Raw genomic sequence first — 19,555 nt, 5'->3', positions numbered from 1 at the left:
ACGTTACGCGCCCCCTCTACGGTGGGCTCATGGCTGCATCAGCTGGTCCGAACATCGGCGTCGTCGTTCTCCCGCAGCAGCGCTGGGCCGAGGCGGCGGCCCGCTGGCGAGCGGTCGAGCAGATGGGGTTCGCGCACGCCTGGACCTACGACCACCTGGCCTGGCAGTCACTGGCCGACGAGCCCTGGTTCGCCACCGTGCCGACGCTCACCGCGGCGGCCCTGGTGACCGAGCGGATCCGCCTCGGCACGTGGGTGGCGTCGCCGAACTACCGCCACCCGGTGCCCTTCGCCAAGGACCTGATGAGCCTGGACGACGTCAGCGGCGGCCGCTTCCTGCTCGGGGTCGGCGCGGGTGGCAGCGGGTGGGACGCCGCGGTGCTGGGCGTCGAGGCGCCCTCGCCGGGCGCCAGGGTGCGGCGGCTGGAGGAGTTCGTGCAGCTGCTGGACCTGCTGCTCACCCAGCCGTCGACGACGTGGCGCGGCGAGTGGTTCAGCGCGGTCGAGGCGCGGATGGTGCCGGGCAGCGTCGAGCGGCCGCGGATGCCGTTCGTGGTCGCGGCCAACGGTCCGAAGGGGATCGCCGTGGCGGCCCGGCGCGGGGATGCCTGGGCGACGACCGGGGCGCCCGCCAGCTCGGACGGCGCGGACGACCAGGACGCCTGGTGGCGCGGGGTCGCGGGGCTGGTGGGCCGGTTCGAGGACGCCGCGGGAGAGGCGGGTCGCGACCCCGTCGCCATGGGGCGCTACCTGAACCTGGACTCCGGCGCCGTGTTCTCGCTGTCCTCCGCGGACGCGTTCGCGGACGCGGTCGGTCGGGCTGCTGAGCTGGGGTTCACGGACGTGGTGACGCACTGGCCGCGCGAGGCCGGGATCTACGCCGGCGACGTCCGGGTGCTGGAGGCGATCGCCCCGAACGCCTGAAACGGTCGGGGGTATTGAAAGCACTCTTTCGAAAGAGTACTTTCGACGCATGCCCGAGTCCCGCGAGCCGCAGCCGGTGCGCGTCCTGTCCGGGGCCCAGACGCTGCGAGCGCTGGCTCACCCCGTCCGGCTGAAGCTGCTCGAACTGGTCAGCCTGCGCGGCCCGCTGACCGCGAGCCAGTGCGCTGCGCTGGTCGGCGAGTCGCCGTCGTCCTGCTCGTTCCACCTACGCCAGCTGGCCAAGTACGGGTACGTCGAGGAGGCGCCCGGTGGCACCGGGCGCAACCGGCCGTGGCAGATGACGTCGGTCTCGCACCAGTGGTCTCCGGCGCAGGACTCGGACGTCGCGGCGCGGGCCGCGGGGGCGGCGCTCAGCGAGCGCTTCCGGGAGCGCACTGCCGAGCTGCACCGCGAGTACGCCGAGGTCGCCGCGGCGTTCGGGCCGCAGTGGACGGAGGCGGCGCTGGACCTCACCGGCAACGCGTACCTGACCGTGGCCGAGCTCGCCGAGATCCAGGCCGACCTGCTCGCGGTCATGTCGCGCTACCTCGACCGGATCACCGACCCCTCCCAGCGGCCCGCCGGGGCGCGCCTGGTGCACCTGGCCGCGCTCGGCTTCCCGCGCGCGGACGGACTGGAGCCCGGAATGGACGACAGCGATGCGTGAGCTGCTGAAGGACCGCAACCTGCGGCTGCTGCTGGTGGGGCAGACGCTGTCGATGTTCGGCGACACGGCGATGCTGCTGGTCCTGGCCATGTGGGCCAAGCAGCTCACCGGTTCGAACTCGGCGGCCGGCACCGTGCTGGCCGCCGTGATCGTGCCGACGCTGCTCGCCCCGCTCGGCGGGATCGTCATCGACCGGCTGCCCCGGCGCCCCCTGATGATCGCGGTGGACGTCGCGACGGCCGCGGTCGTGCTGACGCTGTTGCTCGTCCACGACGAGGGCGACCTGTGGCTGCTGTACGTCGTCGGCTTCCTGTACGGCGCGTCCCTGGTGCTGTTCCAGTCGGCGCGCGCCGCGCTGCTGACCACGATGCTGCCCGAGCAGCTGCTGGGCCCGGCCAACGGCAGCCTCGGGACGGTGCGCGAGGCGCTGCGGCTGGTCGGCCCGCTGACCGGGGCGGCGCTGTTCGCCGGGTTCGGCGGGCACGCGGTCGCCGTCCTGGACGCCGCGACCTTCCTGGTCTCGGCGCTCGCGCTGGCCCTGATGCGGGTCGCCGAGCCCAAGCCCGAGCCGCACGAGCACCACGTGCTGCACGAGGCGACCGCCGGGGCGCGCCACCTCTTCACGCACCCGGTGCTGCGGGCGCTCGTCGTGGCCACGGTGATCTGCATGCTGGCGATCGGGTTCGGCGAGAGCGTGTTCTTCGCCGTCGTCGACCAGGGCCTGGGTCGACCGGTCTCCTTCATCGGCGTGCTGGCCGCTGTGCAGGGCGCGGGAGCGGTGCTGGGAGGCATCGCGGTGACCGTGCTGATCAGCAGGGTGGGCGAGCTGCGCCTCGTCCCGGTCGGGCTCGCGCTCATCGGGGTGGGCTGCCTGCTGCCGGTCAGCGACCTGCTGCCCGTCGTCGCGGCCGGGTCGTTCCTGCTCGGCGCCGGGTTGCCGATCGTCGTGGTCGCGATCGTCACCGCGCTGCAGCGCCGCACCCCGGGACCGGTGCAGGGCCGCGTGTTCACCGCGTTCGAGTTCCTCACCGGCGGCCCGCAGCTGGTGTCGATCCTCGTCGGGGCGGCCCTGGTGGCCGTCGTCGACTACCGCTGGCTGCTGCTGTTCATGGCGGTCGGCAACCTGCTGGGTGCCCTGTACGCCGCCGTCCGGCTGCGCGAACCGGTCCCCGGGCTCAGGGTCGGGCCCGGAACTGCCGAGGTTGAACCGACACACCCGCAGCCCCTCGCCTAGGAGCCCCATGTTCTTCCGCCGTTCCACCGTCGCGCTGGCCGTCGTCGGTGCCACCGCCTGCGTGGCGTTCGGACCCCTGACCGCGCACGCCTCCGTCGCCACCGAGATCGTCGACACCTTCACCACGGACGTCGTGGTGCTCGGCATCACACAGGCGCACGACTCGCTGTCCGTCGCCGCCGTCCGTGGCACCACCGCGGTCACGGTGGTCGGGGAGCGCGCGACCGCAGGGCTGTGCGCCGGCTTCACGGACACCCTGGAGAACCTCGGCCCGTCGCAGGACGACCCGTCCATCACGGAGTTCGGCTCCAGGGTGTCGATCGTCGCCAAGGACTTCCAGGGCTACGGCGACAACGGCTGCGCCGGTCGCTGGAAGCTGACCTACACGGCGACCGGACCGAACGACGGCAAGGACACGGCGGTCGACTACCAGTACATCCTGCGGGCCTCGCGCTTCCTGGGCGCCAACAGCGGCCCCGAGCCGATCGCGGCCGGCGCGGCAGTGACCACGAGCGCGACCCTGCAGCGGGCGAGCTTCGCGGACGCGAAGTACCACGGCTGGGTGACCCCGGTGCAGCTGCAGTTCAAGACGAAGGGCGCCTGGAAGACCTACCGCACCCTGACGCCCAGCTCCGCCGGCAAGGTCGCGGGCACCGTCCGCCAGCGCGTCACCGGCTGCTGGCGTCTGGTCGCCGTCGGCACCGCCACGACGGACGACGCCGTCAGCCCGGTCGACTGCGTCACGGTCCGCTGAGCCCACGGCAGACCTGCTCCGCAGCTGCCGAACGGTACGACATCGAGACACCCGCGTGACCTCGCTCCTTGCCTCCGTCTGGTCCGATGGACGGCGGCGAGGAGGTCGAGGTGGGTGGTCGTCGGCGACGGCAGGTCGGGGCAGCGCTCCTGGGCCTCGCGCTGCTGACCTGCTCGTGCACGGGGGCAGGACCACGCGGGGCAGCCTCGAGCGCAGCGACGACTGCGGCGGCAGCGGGAGCAGGGGCGACCGGGCCGGGCGGGCCCGGCTGGTCCGGTTGGCGGTCGTGCGCCGGCACGGAGCTCGCGTCGCTGCTCTGCGGGTCCCTCGTCGTCCCGCTCGACCACGACCATCCGGCTGACCCAGCTGGTCAGGCTGGCCGCACCCTCACGCTCGAGGTCGCCGAGGGCGGGGACCGGTCTGCCGACCGCACGCTGCTCTTCCTGACCGGAGGCCCGGGGCAACCCGGCGTCCCGTTCGCGCCGCGGATCATCGCGTCGCTCGGCGAGATCGCTCAGCATCATCGCGTCGTGCTCGTCGACCAGCGCGGGACGGGGGCGAACGCGCTGGTCTGCCCCCTGCTGCAGGAGCAGGTCGGCTACGCGGACCTCGAGGTGCCGACCGACCAGGCGGTCACCGAGTGCGGCTCGGCGATCGGCGCGGACGCCGCGCACTACGGGACCACCGACACGGTCGCCGACCTGGAGCAGCTACGGGCCGCGATCGGGGTGGACCGGTGGTCGATCGACGGCGTCTCGTACGGCACCTACGTCGCCCAGCGGTACGCCGCCGCGCACCAGGCCCACGTCGACCGGCTGGTGCTGGACTCCGTGGTGCCGGTGGACGCGTTCTCCGGCACGAACGTCGAGTCCTTCCCGGACGTCGCCGCCGTGCTGCGTGACGTGTGCGCCGCTGAGCACTGCGCCGGCGACCCGGCCCAGGACCTGTCCACGGTCGTCGCGCGGTACCGGCTCGGCCCCGCCCTGCTGGACGTCGTCTCCCTGATGTCGGTGGTCGACCCGGACTTCACCGGCCTGCTCGCGGCGCTGCACGCCGCGGCCGCGGGCGAGCCCGAGGCGTTGCGCACGCTGGTCCACCACTGGCAGGACGCCAGCGCCGGCCCGGCGGACCAGCTCAGCCAGGGCCTGCACGCCAGCACTCTGTGCCTGGACCTCGACTTCCCGTGGGGCGGCGCGGACGCCGCCCCGGCGAGCCGGGCCCAGGCCGCGGACCGCGCGGTGGCCCGGCTCTCGTCGTCCCAGCTGTTTCCCTTCGACGCGCAGACCGCGCGCGGCAACGGCGAGCTGCGCACCTGCGAGCTGTGGCCGAAGGTCGCCGACCCGCAGCCCGCGTCGCTCGAGCTGCGCGGCGTGCGCGCGCTGCTGCTGCACGGCTCGCGCGACCTGTCCACGCCCCTGGCCTGGGCGCACCGGGCGCAGGCCGACCTGCCAGGGTCGCGGCTGGTCGTCGTCCCCGGCGCGGGCCACGGCGTCCAGACCCGCGGACCAGCCTCGGCGCGCGCAGTGGTGGCCGACTTCCTGGGTTGAGGGCCAGGATGGGCCCATGACCGCGCCGTCGTACACCTCAGCCATCTCGGACACCCCACTGCTGGGCGAGACGATCGGGGCGAACCTGGAGCGCACGGTGGCCCGCTGGGGTGACCGCGAGGCTCTGGTGGACGTGCCGACGCACCGGCGCTGGACGTACAGCGAGCTGGACGTCGAGGTCGACGAGCTCGCGCTCGGGCTGCTCGAGCTCGGCATCGCGAAGGGCGAGCGGGTGGGCATCTGGAGCCCGAACTGCGCGGAGTGGGTGCTGCTGCAGTACGCGACGGCCAAGATCGGCGCGGTCCTGGTCAACGTCAACCCGGCCTACCGCAGCCACGAGCTGGCCTACGTGATCAACCAGTCCGGGCTGCGGCTGCTGGTCAGCGCGGTGCAGCACAAGACCTCGGACTACCGCGGCATGGTCGAGCAGGTGCGCGGGGACTGCCCGGGGCTGAGTGACGTCGTCTACATCGGCGAGCAGTCCTGGACGGACCTGGTGGCCAACGGCAGCCGGGTCGACCACGTCCGGTTGCACGAGCGGGAGGCGCTGCTCGGCGCCGACGACCCGATCAACATCCAGTACACGTCGGGCACCACGGGCTTCCCCAAGGGCGCCACGCTGAGCCACCACAACATCCTGAACAACGGGTTCTTCGTCGGGGAGCTCGTGCACTACAGCGAGCTCGACCGGATCTGCATCCCGGTGCCCTTCTACCACTGCTTCGGCATGGTGATGGGCAACCTGGCGGCCACCTCGCACGGTGCCTGCATGGTGATCCCGGCGCCGTCGTTCGACCCGGCCGCGACGCTGGCGGCGGTGCAGGACGAGCAGTGCACCTCGCTGTACGGCGTCCCGACCATGTTCATCGGCGAGCTCGGCCTGGCCGACTTCGCCGACTACGACCTGACGTCCCTGCGCACCGGGATCATGGCCGGCTCGCCTTGCCCCGTCGAGGTGATGAAGCGGGTGGTCGCCGAGATGCACATGGCCGAGGTGGCCATCTGCTACGGCATGACGGAGACCTCGCCGGTGTCCACCATGACCCGCTCGGACGACGACCTGGCCCGTCGCACCGAGACGGTCGGGCGGACCATGCCGCACCTGGAGTCCAAGGTGGTCGACCCGGCGACGGGCCTGACCGTGCGGCGCGGTGAGCCGGGCGAGCTGTGCACCCGTGGGCACACCGTGATGCTGGGCTACTGGGACGAGCCGGAGAAGACCGCCGAGGCGATCGACGCGGCGCGCTGGATGCACACCGGTGACCTGGCGACGATGGACGGCGACGGCTACGTCAACATCGTCGGCCGGATCAAGGACCTGGTGATCCGTGGGGGCGAGAACGTCTACCCCCGTGAGGTCGAGGAGTTCCTGTACGGCCACCCGGACATCGCCGACGTCTCGGTGGTCGGGGTGCCGGACGAGAAGTACGGCGAGGAGCTGATGGCCTGGATCGTGCTGAAGCCGGACGCCGAGCCGCTGGACGCCGAGGCCGTGCGCGCCTTCTGCGCCGGCAAGATCGCGCACTACAAGGTGCCCCGCTACGTGCACGTGGTGGACGGCTTCCCGATGACGGTGACGGGCAAGATCCGCAAGGTGGAGATGCGCGAGGCGGCGGTCGAGATCCTCGGCCTGCCGACGTGATGCAGAATGCGCGCGTGACCACTGACGACGCCACCGGTTCCTCGCCGACCCCGCCGACCCCGCCGACCCCGCTGCCTCCCACGGCGACCCAGGTGCGCATCGCGCACGGCGACCACGAGGCGTGGACCGTGTCCGTCGCGGCCGGGCTGCGCACGCTGCGGCTGGCCGGGCGCGACGTCGTCGACGGCTTCGGCGAGCACGACCGGCCCTCGGGTGGCCGCGGTCAGACGCTGGTGCCGTGGCCCAACCGGATCGCCGGCGGCCGCTACCCGCTCGACGGCGCCGACCAGCAGCTCGCGATCACCGAGCCGAGCACCGGCAACGCCATCCACGGGCTGGCGCGCTGGGCCACCTGGGACGTCGCGGACCGCACCGCGAGCTCGGTGACCTGGTCGCACCTGCTCGTCCCGCAGCCGGGCTGGCCGACGCTGCTGGCCTGCCGGGTGACCTACGCGCTGGACGACGACGGGCTGAGCGTGACGACGTCCGCGCGCAACGTCGGCTCCGCCGACTGCCTCTACGGCACCGGCTCGCACCCGTACCTGACGTTGGGCACCGCGCTCGTCGACGACCTGAGCGTCACCGTGCCGGCGGCGACCTGGTTCGAGACGGACGACGGGGGCATCCCCACCGGCGCGTACCCGGTGCAGGGCACCCCGTACGACCTGCGTACCCCGCAGCGGATCGGCGAGCGCGTGCTGGACACGGCGTACGGCGACCTGGACCGGGACGACGACGGGCGCTGGCGCGTGCGGCTCGCCGGCCCCGCCAGCGCGTCGAGGCTGGTCATGTGGGCCGACGGGGCGTACGACTACGCGCAGGTCTTCTCGGGCGACACGCTGCACGGCGCGGAACGGCGCCGCGGCCTGGCGGTCGAGCCGATGACCTGCCCGCCGGACGCCTTCAACGCCCCGGACCCGGCCGCGGTCGGTGTCGTGCGGCTGGCCCCAGGCGACGAGCACGTCGCCACCTGGGGTCTTGCGCTGGACCAGCCGATCACACCGCTCAGCTGACCGAGGTGAGCTCCTGGGCCGGGAGCGGGTGCGCAGCCGCGACCCCGTTCGCCTCGGGCGAGATGACCCGCTCGAGCCGCCCCAGCATGGCCACCATGACCGCGCAGCCGACGAGCAGCAGCACCACGAAGGCCGCCGACAGGTGGTGCCCGAGCAGGAACCCGGCCGTGACCGGTCCGACCACGGCCGCGACCTGGAACACCCCGGAGCCGACGGCGTTGTAGCGACCGCGCAGGTGCTCGGGTGCGAGGTCGTTCGTGATCGCCGGCACGACCGGTGACTGGAACGTCTCGCCGAGGGCGAAGACCCCCATGCTGGCGCTGAGCAGGACGGCCGCGACGACCGAGCCGGGCAGCAGCCCCGCGATGCCCATCAGCGACCAGGACAGTGCCCAGACGACGCTCATCAGCATCAGCACGCGGGTGCGCCGGTGTCCCTCGATGCGCTGGATGACCACGAGCTGCAGCAGCACGATGGTGGCGGTGTTGACCGCGAACGCGATGCCGATCAGCTTCGTCGACGCGTCCGCCACGGTGCGCGCGTACGCCGTCCACCCCGCCTCGAACTGGGCGTAGCCCACGAACGCGGAGAAGAACACGACGACCAGGAACCGGCGGAACACGCCGTGCCGCAGGACCACCCGGTAGCTCGCCGTCGGTGCCTCGTCGTCCTCGTGCGGCGCGACGGTGTTGCCGACGTGCCGCAGCGGGATGGCCAGCACGCTCAGCGGCGCGAGGAACGACAGCGCGTTCGCGACGTAGATCGCCTGGAAGGTCCACGGGTGCGCCTCGGAGACGAACAGGCCGGAGGCCAGCCCACCGATGCCGATGCCGAGGTTCAGCACCGTAAAGCTCAGGCCGTAGTACCGCTGGCGGATCTCCACCGGGACGATCGCGGCGACCAGGGACTGCGACGCCGGCCAGAAGACGGCCTGCCCGGCACCGAACAGCGTGAACGCCAGGGCGGCCGCGGCCGGGGTGGTGGCGAAGGCCAGCACCAGGCTGCCCAGGACGTTCATCGACAGCGCCAGCATCTGCAGGCGGCGCGGGCCGTACCGGTCGATCACGGTGCCGATCGGGCCGAGCAGCGCCAGCGCGATCGCGGACGGCAGGGCGAGCAGCACGCCGACGGTGGGCAGGGCGATGTCCCGCACCTCGTGCAGGTAGACGACGCCGAAGGGCAGGACGAAGCCGATCCCGAGCGCGTCGACGATGACGGTGGACAGCAGCAGCCGGCCCTCGCGCGGCAGGTCGTGCCAGAACGAGGACAGGGTGGGGCGAGGCGAGACAGCGGGGGACATGTCGTCCATGGTCGCAAGGACCACCGACACTCCCCAAACCGTTAAACCTCCCCCTGCGCCGTCCGGGTGCTCCGTGCGAGGCCGCGCGTGACGAGACATACAGTGGCCGGGTGGATCTCGCCGTCGGCTTCGACCTGGACATGACGTTGGTCGACTCCTCCGAGGGCATCGTGGCCACGGTGCTGGCCGCGGTCGCCGAGCTGGGGCCGGACAGCGGCTACTCGATCGACCCTGCCGCGCTGGCCGCCACCATCGGGATTCCCATGGAGGACATGCTCGCGCCCTACCTGCCGCCCGAGCTGCTGCTCCCGGTGGCCGACCGCTACCGCGAGCTCTACCCGGCGATCGGGGTACCACGCACCGTCGCCCTGCCCGGCGCGCACGAGGCCTTCGCCGCCGTCCGCGCCGTGCACGGGCAGGTGGTGGTGGTCAGCGCCAAGCCCGAGCCCGCCGTCCGGCTGGTCCTCGAGCAGGTCGGCCTGCAGGCGGACGTCGTCGTGGGCCGGCTGTTCGCCGCCGACAAGGGCATCGCGCTGCGCGAGCACGGCGTCAGCGTGTACCTCGGCGACCACCCCGGTGACGTCGCGGGTGCGCACGCCGCCGACGCGGTGGCCGTGGCGGTCGCCACCGGCCCGCACGACGCGCCGGCGCTGGCCGCGGTGGGCGCGGACGTCGTCCTGCCCGGCCTCGAGCCGTTCCCGGTCTGGCTCGACGCGCACGTCCTGGACGCGCGGCTGGCCGACCTGCACGCGCGGCTGGCGGCGACGGGCTCCCTGGTGGTGGCCTTCTCCGGCGGCGTGGACTCGGCGTTCCTGCTGGCCGCCGCGGTGCGCGCGCTGGGGCCGACGAACGTCGTCGCCGCCACGGCGGTGAGCGGCTCGCTGGCCGACGGCGAGCTGGATGGCGCAGCCGCCTTCGCGCGCGGCCTCGGCGTGCGGCACCTGACGCCGCAGACCGACGAGATGGCCCGCGACGGCTACCGGGCCAACGCGGGCGACCGGTGCTTCTTCTGCAAGGCCGAGCTGCTCGACGTCGTTGGTCCGCTCGCCCGCTCGCTCGGCATCGAGGCGGTCGCCACCGGCACCAACGCGGACGACGCCTTGGCCGGCTTCCGGCCGGGCATCCGCGCCGCCGCCGAGCGTGGTGCGCTCACGCCGCTGCGCGACGCCGGGTTCACGAAGGCGCAGGTCCGGGCCGCCGCGGCCCGCTGGGAGCTACCGACCTGGGACAAGCCGGCGGCCGCCTGCCTGTCCAGCCGGATCGCCTACGGCGTGCAGATCACGACCTCCGGCCTGGCCCGGGTCGACCGGGCCGAGGCCGACGCGCGCACCTGGTGCCGCGAGGGCGGCGTCGACGTCCGGGACCTGCGGGTGCGCGACCTCGGGCAGGACCGGGCGCGCATCGAGCTGGACGCCGCCGCGCTGGCGGCGGTGCTCCAGCGCCCCGATGCCGGGGCCGCCCTGGTCGCCGCGGTGCTCGCTGCCGGCTTCGGGTCGGCCGAGATCGACCCGCAGGGCTTCCGGTCCGGATCGATGAACGAGCTGCTGGCCACGCCCGAGCGCTATCGCTGAGCAGATCGACTGGTCAGAACGGGCTGGACACGGGCGATACCCTGATGTCGATCTCGGGCGTGCGGTCTCCTCGCGAGGCGGCACGCCCTTCCTGCACGATGCGAGGGGTTCACGGTGCCGACTGGCAAGGTCAAGTGGTTCGACACGGCCAAGGGGTTCGGGTTCATCAGCTCGGACGAGGGCGGCGACGTCTTCCTGCCCAGCTCGGCGCTGCCGTCCGGCACCACCGCCGTCAAGGGCGGCGCCAAGGTCGAGTTCAGCGTGGTCGAGGGACGCCGCGGCGCGCAGGCGCTGTCCGTGCAGCTGCTCGACGCCCCGCCCTCGGTGGCGGCCCGCACCCGTCGTCCGGCCGACGACCTCGGCGTCATCGTGGAGGACCTGATCAAGGTCCTCGACGGCATCGGCAACGGCCTGCGCCGGGGGCGCTACCCGGACAAGGCGGCCGGCGCCAAGTACGCCTCGCTGCTGCGGGCCGTCGCGGACGATCTGGACGCTTAGGCGGGGTGCGGACGGCGCGTCCGCACGAGGGACCGCAGCGTCACGGCCAGCGACCCGAGCAGGGCGACGGCCGCCACGGCCAGGCCCCACTCGCCGCTGACCGGCAACGCGATCCCCACCCCACCGCCGACCACCCAGGCCAGCTGCAGCACGGTCTCGGAGCGGGCGAAGGCGGAGGAGCGGACGTCCTCGGGCACCTCGATCTGGATCAGGGCGTCCAGCGACAGCTTGCCGAGCGCGGCGGCCAGTCCGGCGCACAGCCCGGTCACCAGGACGGCGACCAGGCCGTACCAGAGCGCGCCCACCGTCGCGCCGACCGCGGCCAGCACGAGCATGGCGGTGACGACCAGCTCGGGCCGCAGCCGGCGCAGCAGTGCGCCCAGCGACGTCCCGATCGTGTTGCCGACGCCGGCCGCGCCCACCACCAGGCCGATGGAGGCCAGCAGCGGCAGCGAGTCCGACACCGGGTCGGTGCGCAACGCGAACGCGAGGAAGAACGTCAGGAAGCCGGTGAACCAGCGCAGGGTCGCCACCGCGCGCAGCCCCAGCACGACCCGCGGGCCGATGTTCCAGCGCGCCGTGCGGGAGCCGACGGGGATCTCGGCCGTGTCGTCCGAGGACAGCCGCGCGCCGACCTCGCCGACCGCCGAGTCCACCCGGCGGGGCAGCGCGAGGGACAGGCCGGTACCCACCCCGAAGACCACGAAGGCGAAACGCAGCACCCACTCCGGGCCGGCCTGCATGAGCAGGAAGCCGATCGGGGTGGCGATGGTCACCGCCACGATGCCGCCCAGCAGCACGCGGGAGTTTGCCGTCACGAGGCTCACCCCGCGCGGCTGGACGCGTGGGATGGCCGCCGCCCGGGTGACGCTGTAGGCCTTGGTCGCGACCAGGTAGCCGAACGCAGCGGGATACAGGGCGAACGCCTCCTTCCCGCCCGCCACGGCACCGGCCATCACCCAGGCCAGGAAGGCCCGCGACACGAAGGTGACCGCGAGCGCGTAGCGGCGGCCGTGCCGGTACCGGTCCAGCAGCGGCCCCAGGATGGGCGCCAGGATCGAGAAGGGCAGCATCGTCACGAGCAGGTACAGCGCGACGCGGCCCCGGGCCTCGCCCACCGGCACCGAGAAGAACACCGTGTTGGCCAGCGCGAGCAGCACGAGGGCGTCGCCCGCTGCGGACACCCCGTGCAGCTCGATGACCTTGGCCAGGCCCGACTCGCCGGCCCCCTGGGCCCGGGTCAGCCGGCGGACCCGCCGTCCGGTCGCCCCGACGGCCCGCTTCGAGGCACCCGCGACCCGCTTGGCGGCGCGCTGGGTGTCAGGTGGCACGTCACCCATCCTGCCGGGCCTTGTTCGCCATCGTGCGTCGGGTAGGAGACACTCGGTCCATGTCGAGCCCTGCCCCCACCAGCGTCGAGACCGTCCAGACCCCGCGCGCCCGCACGGCGCCCGTCGACGCCGTGCTGGCCGACGCCGTGGACGTCGCGCTGGCGGCGGCCCGGGACGTCGCGGAGGGCGGTTCGGTCGGTGAGCACCTGGGCCTGACGGCTGAGGGGGAGCGGCTGGTCAGCCACTCCTTCGCCTGCACCTCCGCGGGCTACCGAGGGTGGCGCTGGGTGGTCACCCTGTCGCGGGTGTCGCGCTCGAAGACCGTCACGGTCAGCGAGGTGAACCTGCTGCCCGGCGACGGTGCACTGCTGTCGCCGCAGTGGCTGCCCTGGGCCGACCGGTTGGCGCCCGGCGACGTATCGCCGGGCGACGTGCTGCCCAAGCGGGTCGACGACCCCTTCCTGGAGGAGGGCTACGCGGCGACGGGCGACGAGGAGTCCGACGAGCTCGCGCTGTACGAGCTCGGCCTGGGCCGGCCGCGCGTGCTGTCGCTGCTCGGCCGCGAGGACGCCGCCCAGCGCTGGTACGACGGCACGCACGGTCCGCGGGACCCGCACGCCGAGCAGGCCCCGGCGAAGTGCACGACCTGCGGCTACTTCGTGCCGATGGCTGGCGCGCTGCGCCAGGTCTTCGGGGTGTGCGCCAACGAGTGGTCGCCCTCGGACGGGTCCGTGGTCAGCCTCGACCACGGCTGCGGCGCGCACAGCGAGGTGGACGTCGAGCACCGCCCCGAGGTCGTCGAGCCCCCCGTGCTGGACGAGCTGGGGTACGAGTCCGTCGAGCTCGAGTGACCGACCCGTTCGGCACGGCCGGCATCCGGCAGCGGGTGCTGGCCGGCTGGTCCGCGGCCCCCGTCCGGCTGCGCGAGGACGCGAACGCCGAGGAGGACCTGGCCCTCGGGGGCTACCGCGACCGGCTCGTCGTGGAGCTGGCCCAGAACGCGGCCGACGCCGCCAGCCGGGCGGGCGTGCCGGGCCGGCTGTCACTCACGCTGGCCGAGCGGCCCGGGGAGACCCCGGTGCTCGTCGCGGCCAACACCGGGGCACCGCTGGACGCGGACGGCGTGCAGTCCCTCGCGACCCTGCGGGCCTCCGCGAAACGCCTGACGGACGAGGGCAGTGCTGACAGTGCTGACGCGGCGCCCGGCAGCGTCGGCCGGTTCGGCGTGGGCTTCGCCGCGGTCCTGGCGGTCAGCGACGAGCCGGCCGTGCTGTCCCGGACCGGCGGGGTGCGGTTCTCCCGCGACGACACCGCGGACCTGGTCGCGGCCGCCGCCGTCGGCGCCCCCGCGCTCGGCGCCGAGGTCCAGCGCCGCGACGGCCACGTGCCGGTGCTGCGGCTGCCGTTCGCCGCCGCGGGAGAGCCACCGGTCGGCTTCGACACGGCGGTCGTCCTGCCGCTGCGCGACGAGGCCGCCGCGGACGTGGTCCGCGCCCAGCTGGACGCCGTGGACGACGCCCTGCTGCTCGCGCTGCCGGCGCTCACGGAGGTGGTGCTGGACGTCGGCGGGAGCCGTCGGGTGCTGACCAGGGCCGGTGACCGCTGGCGGGTGCACCGAAGGGCCGGTGACTGGTCGCCGGCCGAGCGCGCCGACCTCCTGGCCGACCGTCCCACCGAGGAACGGCGACAGCGGGGATGGCAGGTGCTGTGGGCCGTGCCCCGCGACCCGTCGCAGCCGGTACCCCGCACGCTGCACGCCCCGACGCCCACGGACGAGCCGATCTCGCTGCCGGCCCTCCTGCTCGCCACCCTGCCCCTGGACCCGACCCGTCGGCACGTCGCGGCCGGGCCCCTGGCCGACCGACTGGTCAGCGAGTGCGCCACGGCGTACGCCGAGCTGCTCACCGAGCTGGCCGGCGGTGGGGCGGACGTCGAGCAGGACGTCGAGCAGGACGTCCTGGCGCTGGTCCCCGTCGGACTGCCCGCCGGCGCGCTGGACGGTGCCCTGCGTGAGCAGGTGCTGCGCGTCCTGGTCGGCGCGCCGATCCTGCGCGGCGTCCAGGACGGTCGGGCGCTGCGTCCCCGGGACGCTGTCGCGCTCGACGTCGACGCCGATCCGGCCGCGCTCGAGGCGCTGGCGCCGCGAGTGGCCGGACTGGTCCGCGCACCAGCCTCGGCGCGGGCGGTGCTGCGGGCCCTCGACGTGGCCGTGACGCCCCTCGCCGATGTGGTGGAAACCCTTCCCGCACAAGGCGACCCGGCGTCCTGGCTCGCCCTCTACGAGGCCCTGTCACCGCTTGCCGTGGACGCCAACGCGCGCGAGGCCCTGGCCGCGCTGCCGGTGCCGCTGGCCGACGGACGGGTGGTGCGCGGGGCTCGCGGACTGCTGCTCGGCGGCCCTGGCCAGCTGCCCGCCACGGCGCTGGAAGCGTTGGCGCCGTTCGGTCTGCGGGTCGTGCACCCCGAGGCGGCGCACCCGCTGCTGGAGCGGCTGGGTGCGCGTCCGGCGTCCGCCCGGGAGGTTCTGGACGACCCCGCGGTGCGAACCGCCGTCGAGCAGGTCGCGGACGACGAGGCCGCCGAGCCGGACCAGGTCGTCGACGCGGTGCTGGCCCTGGTCGCGGCCGCCGTTGGCGCCCAAGGGCTCCTGACCGCTGAGCAGGGCGACCTCGAGTGGCTGCGCGACCTGCCGCTGCCCGACGAGGACGGCGAGCCGACCCCAGCCGGCCTGCTGGCCATGCCCGGCTCGGTCGCCGCCGACCTGCTGGACGGCGACGAGATCGGTGTGCTGCGCCAGGACGCGGTCTCCCGCTGGCCGCGGGCCGCGCTGGCGGCGGTGGGGGTCCTGGACGGCCTGGCTGCGGTCGTGGTGCAGGACCCGGACCTGCGCGACCCGCCCGAGGCACTCGCCGACCTCGACGGCTTCGACGACTGGGCCGACGAGCTGCTGCGCTCGGGCGAGGTCGTCGGGGGCGATGTCGTCGGGCCGGTGGCGGCGGTGCGCGACCTGGACGTCGTCCGCCCCGATCGCTGGCCGGAGCTGGTGCGGCACCTGGCGTCCGAGCCGGAGCTGCGACGGGCGCTGCTGGAGCCGGTGCGGGTGCGCGCGGGTGAGCGAGTGGCGGCTGAGCGGGTGAGTAGCGCGCCGTCGTACACGGCCTGGTGGCTGCAGCGTGAGCTGGGCCTGGCCGGCACCGTGCCGCCGGGGGCCGACGACCTGGGCGGGGTCCTGGGTCAGGCGCCGGACTGGTGTCGGGACGTCGACCCGCAGGTGCGAGTCGCCCTGGGCGTCCTCGAGCCGACCGGCGGGCAGCAGCCGGGCGCGGCGGTCGCCGGCCGGTTGCTGGCCGCATTGAGCGACCCCGAACGTGACCTGGACGTCGTGGCCTGTCTACGGCTGTGGCGCCTGCTCGCCACCTTTGACGGCGTCGATCTGCCCGTGCCGCAACGGCTTCGGGTGCTGGACGGCGACCGGATCCGGATGTCGGACGCGTCGGCCGCAGTGGTCCCCGACGACCCGCGGTGGTTGCAGCGCGGCGACCTCGGCGGCCTCGTGGTGGCGCCCTTCGACCGAGCGCCGGCGCTGGCCGACCTGCTCGACCTCGACCTGGCCGGTGAGCGGGCGGACGGTGCGGTGACCAGCGCCGGGTCGCGGGCCGACGTCTCGGACGTCGTCCGCGCGCTCCTCCCGACGGCCCCGAGGACGTGGGTCGAGCACGACGCGCTGACCGTCGACGGGCACGCCGTGGACTGGTGGGTGGACGTCGACGGCGCCGCGCACGCGGCGACGTCGGACGGGTTGGCGCGGGCGTTGGCGTGGGCCGCCGGGGCGTGGTCGGCCCGCTACCTGCTCGCGGAGGTGCTCGCCGACCCGGGCTCGCTGGGCTGGCGGCTCGCGGAAGACAGCTAGCGCGCAGGTCCGGCGACCCCGTTCGCCCTCGATCAGGACGAGCAGCCGTTATCGTCTCGGTGGCGCGGGGGCCCCGACGCTCGAGATGCGCGCCGCAAGGCGTGTGGAGGAAACATGCGCTGGACGTTCACCCGGGCTGCGGCCGCGGCCGTCGGTCTGGCCCTGCTGGGTGTCAGCGTGGCCGTCCCGGCCGCCGTCGCCGCACCCGACCCGGGCGTCTCCGACCCACCCGGCACCGTCCTGCTGCCGCGGGCCGAGCTGAACTCCCCGGTCACCCGCCGGGTGTTGGCCACCGACGGGACGCACCGAGTGCTCCTGCAGCCGGACGTGAACGGGACCTGGTGGTTCTGGTGGCAGACCGGCACCCAGGCGCCAGAACGCAGCGACACCAGCTTCGGGACCACCTCGGCCGTGGCGACCGAAGGGGTGTCCGCGTCCGGTGGGCACGCGATGTTCAAGGTGGCCGGCGCCTGGTACTCCGCCTTCGCAGCGAGCAAGACCGTGCAGAAGGTCACGCTGCCCAGCCTGGTCAGCCTCGTGGCGGCCACGCCGGACGGCTGGGTGCAGTGGAACGGCACCGCCAGCGCCCGGGTCCTCGAGCGAGTCCGGGCCGACGGGACCACGACCACGGTTCCGCTGGACGTCCCGCTCACGTCGGTCTCGACCGCGCCGCCCAACTCGGCGAGGGCGGCCAACCACGCGGCGGCGGACGGCGACGGCGTCGTGCTGAGCGGTAGCTGGGGGGGAACGAGCGCCGAGCGCGGTATCCGCTGGTTCCCCTTCGACGGTTCGCCGTCCACGAGACTGGCCGAGCAGCAGTACTCCGCGCACGCCTTCTCGTTGTCCGCGACCGACGTGACGTGGGCGAGCGAGGCCTGGAACGGGACGACGCCACCGCCCTTCCCGAAGCGGGTGCACCGGGTGGCCAAGGCCGGCGGCACCGAGCACGTGCTCGACATCACGGACAGCGTGCTCGTCGTGGACGGCACGGCGATCACCGGCACGAGCACCGCGTGGACCGGCCCCGCGCAGTTCGTGACCTGGGGCGGTACCGGCGACCACAGCTCGCGCCTGGCGTACTCGGCCGACGCGGCCCTGGCGAACCCGCACCGCATCACCGGCATGAATGCCACCTCGGTGCTGGCCGAGGGTGACGACGTGCTGATGACCGACGAGCTGCCCGCGGCTGATGCCGGCCTCTACGCGGTCGACGCCGCGGACGCCGCGACCCTGCTGACCCGCACCACCGCCCCGGTCATGCCGATCAGGGCCTTCGCCTACGACGGCACCCGGCTGGTCGAGCAGCGCCTGGACGCCACCGGGTCAAGCACCAGCACGGTGACCCGGGCCGTGAGCAGCACCGGCGTGCCGTCGTCCGTCGCGGCCACCGTCAGCACCGGCGGCGGGACGACGCCGCTGACGATCGCGGCCTCCGCCGGACGGGTCCTGACCGACGGGTCCACGACACTGGTGAGCGACTTCGGCGCGTTCCCGGTCGTCGACGACTCGACCACCCTCACCGGGTCGGCGCGCCTCGCCGAGCTGTCCGGATCCACCGCGGTGGTCGCCGGGCACGTGCTGGACGCCGCCAGCCTGGCGGAGCGGTACGCCCTGCCGGGGGCGGTGACCTGGGCGGTGTTCGGGCCGACGGTCGTCTGGTCGACGTCGCGCGGTGAGGTGTGGCGACGCACCGGCACGGCGGCCGCCACCCGGCTGCTCGCCGCCGGCTGCGCGCTGGACTGCCCGGCCGAGGTGGGGGTGTGGGGGGACGAGGTCGTCGTGCAACCACTGGTCGGCCCGCTGCAGTTGCGCCGCCTCGACGGCAGCCTGGTCAAGACCTTGCCCGCCATCCCGGCGGCGGACAGCCCTCACCCGACGGCCCTGACGCTCGAGGACGGTGTCCTGGCGTGGGTCGAGCCGACGTCCGGCGGGCCTGGCGTGCTGCGGGTGATGGACCTGCTGGCCGCGACGCCGACCCCGGTCGACGTGGCCCGCGCCTGGCGCGGCGCCGGGGTGCGCGCCGTCGAGCTCCGGCAGGGCCGGCTCGCCTGGGTGTCCGCCGACGACCGCGGGCTGCGGCTCGCCCCGTCCCCGATCACCCGGCCGGTGCACGTCGTGAAGGTCGAGTCCTCGGCCGCGGCGGCCTTCTCGCCGAACGGCGACCATCACCAGGACACCTGGCAGCTGACTGCGATCCTCACGGCGCCACTGGCCGGCACGGCCTTCGTGGAGGTGCTGGACGCCAACGGCGGACTTGTCCGCCGGTTGCCCACCGGAGCTCCGCTGGGCCGGCTCGACGTCACCTGGGACGGGCGGACCGACGGGGACGTCGCCGCGCCGGACGGCCCGTACACCTGGCGGCTGAGCGGGACGAGCACCTCAGGTGGGCCGCTGGCCCCGGTCACCGGTTCGATGGCGCTGCGGCGCACGGCGCCGGCCGTGGTCGTGGCGGCCCCGCAGATCAGCTCCTCGGTGTCGAGCACCGGACTGTTCCCGGTGTCCTGGCGGACGACGACCGCCCAGCCCGCGTGGTCCGAGGTCACCTACGAGGTCCAGGCCAGGACGTTGCGCGGCGGCTCCCCGCGGTCCGGCTGGGAGACCACCTACTGGCCGTGGCTCACCGGGACGAGCGCGACCGGTGGCACGTTCGACCTGCGACGGTTCCAGACGGGCTCGCGGCAGTGGCAGTTCCGCGTCCGGGCCGTCGCGCCGGGCGGTGCGACCGGGGCGTGGTCCTCGGCCTCGACCACGATCCCGGTGGACGACGCGTCGTCCGCTGCGCACTACGTGACCGGCACCTGGGCCCGGCAACGCGTCGCCGGCACCTTCATGGGCACCCAGCACCGGACCGCCACGGCCGGGGCCGTGGTGGACGTCTTCGACGACACCGCGTCGAGCCGGGTCCGGGTGCTGGTCACCACCTGCCCGAGCTGCGGCAAGGTGCGCATCCGGGTCGACCAGGGTCGGTGGCTGACCGTGGACACCTACTCCCGCACCGTCGTTCGTCGCCACCTGGTCTACCGCGCGACCCTGAAGCGGGCTCAGCACCGGGTCACCGTGCAGAACCTCGGCACCCGCGGACGGCCCTACCTGTACCTGGACGGGGTGGCCTTCGAGACGTTGTAGCCGCTGCGTCAGCGGGCCGGACGGGGCACGCTCCGTCCG

14 protein-coding genes are annotated in these 19,555 nt (G+C 74.2%); 12 read left to right on the top strand and 2 right to left on the bottom strand.

Features of this window, described 5'->3' with window-relative positions; translation table 11 throughout:
- Positions 1-29 precede the first annotated feature (29 nt).
- The 7 genes from ABEB17_RS17835 (at position 30) to ABEB17_RS17805 (ending at position 7,780) form a co-directional block, all read left to right on the top strand.
- Entirely contained in the window at positions 30-923 is an 894-nt protein-coding gene (locus tag ABEB17_RS17835) for an LLM class flavin-dependent oxidoreductase (RefSeq protein WP_345718097.1), read from the top strand.
- Between the two features lie 49 nt (positions 924-972).
- Positions 973-1,590 (top strand): winged helix-turn-helix domain-containing protein, encoded by a 618-nt coding sequence (locus ABEB17_RS17830; RefSeq protein WP_345718096.1) that lies wholly within the window; start codon positions 973-975, stop codon positions 1,588-1,590.
- Positions 1,583-2,824: an MFS transporter gene (locus ABEB17_RS17825; RefSeq protein WP_345718095.1), complete on the top strand. Its 1,242-nt coding sequence runs from the start codon at positions 1,583-1,585 to the stop codon at positions 2,822-2,824. Before ABEB17_RS17830 ends, ABEB17_RS17825 begins: the two co-directional genes overlap by 8 nt.
- 7 nt (positions 2,825-2,831) lie before the next feature.
- The gene (locus ABEB17_RS17820; protein WP_345718094.1) at positions 2,832-3,578 is read left to right on the top strand and encodes a hypothetical protein; all 747 of its coding nucleotides are present in this window, start codon (positions 2,832-2,834) and stop codon (positions 3,576-3,578) included.
- An 86-nt stretch (positions 3,579-3,664) separates the two neighbouring features.
- A complete protein-coding gene (locus tag ABEB17_RS17815; protein ID WP_345718093.1) occupies positions 3,665-5,125 on the top strand; it encodes an alpha/beta fold hydrolase in 1,461 nt (486 codons plus the stop codon).
- Between the two features lie 16 nt (positions 5,126-5,141).
- Complete coding sequence (locus ABEB17_RS17810) at positions 5,142-6,767, top strand: AMP-binding protein (RefSeq protein WP_345718092.1); 1,626 nt, start codon at positions 5,142-5,144, stop codon at positions 6,765-6,767.
- 14 nt (positions 6,768-6,781) lie between these two features.
- Positions 6,782-7,780, top strand: a complete 999-nt coding sequence (locus tag ABEB17_RS17805) for an aldose 1-epimerase family protein (protein ID WP_345718091.1) — start codon at positions 6,782-6,784, stop codon at positions 7,778-7,780.
- Here the strand turns inward: ABEB17_RS17805 and ABEB17_RS17800 are convergent.
- Positions 7,773-9,104, bottom strand: a complete 1,332-nt coding sequence (locus ABEB17_RS17800) for an MFS transporter (RefSeq protein WP_345718090.1) — start codon at positions 9,102-9,104, stop codon at positions 7,773-7,775. The genes ABEB17_RS17805 and ABEB17_RS17800 overlap by 8 nt on opposite strands.
- Positions 9,105-9,190: 86 nt before the next feature.
- Here ABEB17_RS17800 and larE point away from each other — a divergent pair, with 86 nt between their 5' ends.
- Complete coding sequence (gene larE, locus ABEB17_RS17795) at positions 9,191-10,651, top strand: ATP-dependent sacrificial sulfur transferase LarE (protein WP_345718089.1); 1,461 nt, start codon at positions 9,191-9,193, stop codon at positions 10,649-10,651.
- Positions 10,652-10,765: 114 nt separating this feature from the next.
- Positions 10,766-11,149 carry a cold-shock protein gene (locus tag ABEB17_RS17790; protein WP_345718088.1) on the top strand — a complete coding sequence of 128 codons (384 nt, stop codon included), beginning with the start codon at positions 10,766-10,768 and terminating at the stop codon, positions 11,147-11,149.
- Here the strand turns inward: ABEB17_RS17790 and ABEB17_RS17785 are convergent.
- Complete coding sequence (locus ABEB17_RS17785) at positions 11,146-12,489, bottom strand: MFS transporter (RefSeq protein WP_378226977.1); 1,344 nt, start codon at positions 12,487-12,489, stop codon at positions 11,146-11,148. The genes ABEB17_RS17790 and ABEB17_RS17785 overlap by 4 nt on opposite strands.
- Before the next feature lie 50 nt (positions 12,490-12,539).
- Between ABEB17_RS17785 and ABEB17_RS17780 the strand changes: the two genes are divergently transcribed.
- The 3 genes from ABEB17_RS17780 (at position 12,540) to ABEB17_RS17770 (ending at position 19,516) form a co-directional block, all read left to right on the top strand.
- Complete coding sequence (locus ABEB17_RS17780) at positions 12,540-13,331, top strand: DUF3027 domain-containing protein (RefSeq protein WP_345718086.1); 792 nt, start codon at positions 12,540-12,542, stop codon at positions 13,329-13,331.
- On the top strand, positions 13,328-16,390 hold the full coding sequence (locus ABEB17_RS17775) for a sacsin N-terminal ATP-binding-like domain-containing protein (RefSeq protein WP_345718085.1): 3,063 nt from the start codon (positions 13,328-13,330) through the stop codon (positions 16,388-16,390). Before ABEB17_RS17780 ends, ABEB17_RS17775 begins: the two co-directional genes overlap by 4 nt.
- Before the next feature lie 114 nt (positions 16,391-16,504).
- A complete protein-coding gene (locus ABEB17_RS17770; RefSeq protein ID WP_345718084.1) occupies positions 16,505-19,516 on the top strand; it encodes a FlgD immunoglobulin-like domain containing protein in 3,012 nt (1,003 codons plus the stop codon).
- Positions 19,517-19,555: the final 39 nt, after the last annotated feature.

This window comes from Angustibacter luteus (genome assembly GCF_039541115.1).
GTDB classification, from domain to species: Bacteria; Actinomycetota; Actinomycetes; order Actinomycetales; family Angustibacteraceae; genus Angustibacter; species Angustibacter luteus.
The sequence above is the reverse complement of the archived record's forward strand: the minus strand, read 5'-3'. Positions and strand labels throughout refer to the sequence as shown.

Bases quoted from the DNA above. Each gene is read 5' to 3' on its own strand.
- ABEB17_RS17835 (WP_345718097.1), top strand. From the start codon at position 30: ATGGCTGCATCAGCTGGTCCGAACATCGGCGTCGTCGTTCTCCCGCAG.
- ABEB17_RS17830 (WP_345718096.1), top strand. From the start codon at position 973: ATGCCCGAGTCCCGCGAGCCGCAGCCGGTGCGCGTCCTGTCCGGGGCC.
- ABEB17_RS17825 (WP_345718095.1), top strand. From the start codon at position 1,583: ATGCGTGAGCTGCTGAAGGACCGCAACCTGCGGCTGCTGCTGGTGGGG.
- ABEB17_RS17820 (WP_345718094.1), top strand. From the start codon at position 2,832: ATGTTCTTCCGCCGTTCCACCGTCGCGCTGGCCGTCGTCGGTGCCACC.
- ABEB17_RS17815 (WP_345718093.1), top strand. From the start codon at position 3,665: ATGGACGGCGGCGAGGAGGTCGAGGTGGGTGGTCGTCGGCGACGGCAG.
- ABEB17_RS17810 (WP_345718092.1), top strand. From the start codon at position 5,142: ATGACCGCGCCGTCGTACACCTCAGCCATCTCGGACACCCCACTGCTG.
- ABEB17_RS17785 (WP_378226977.1), bottom strand. From the start codon at position 12,489: ATGGGTGACGTGCCACCTGACACCCAGCGCGCCGCCAAGCGGGTCGCG.
- ABEB17_RS17780 (WP_345718086.1), top strand. From the start codon at position 12,540: ATGTCGAGCCCTGCCCCCACCAGCGTCGAGACCGTCCAGACCCCGCGC.
- ABEB17_RS17770 (WP_345718084.1), top strand. From the start codon at position 16,505: ATGCGCTGGACGTTCACCCGGGCTGCGGCCGCGGCCGTCGGTCTGGCC.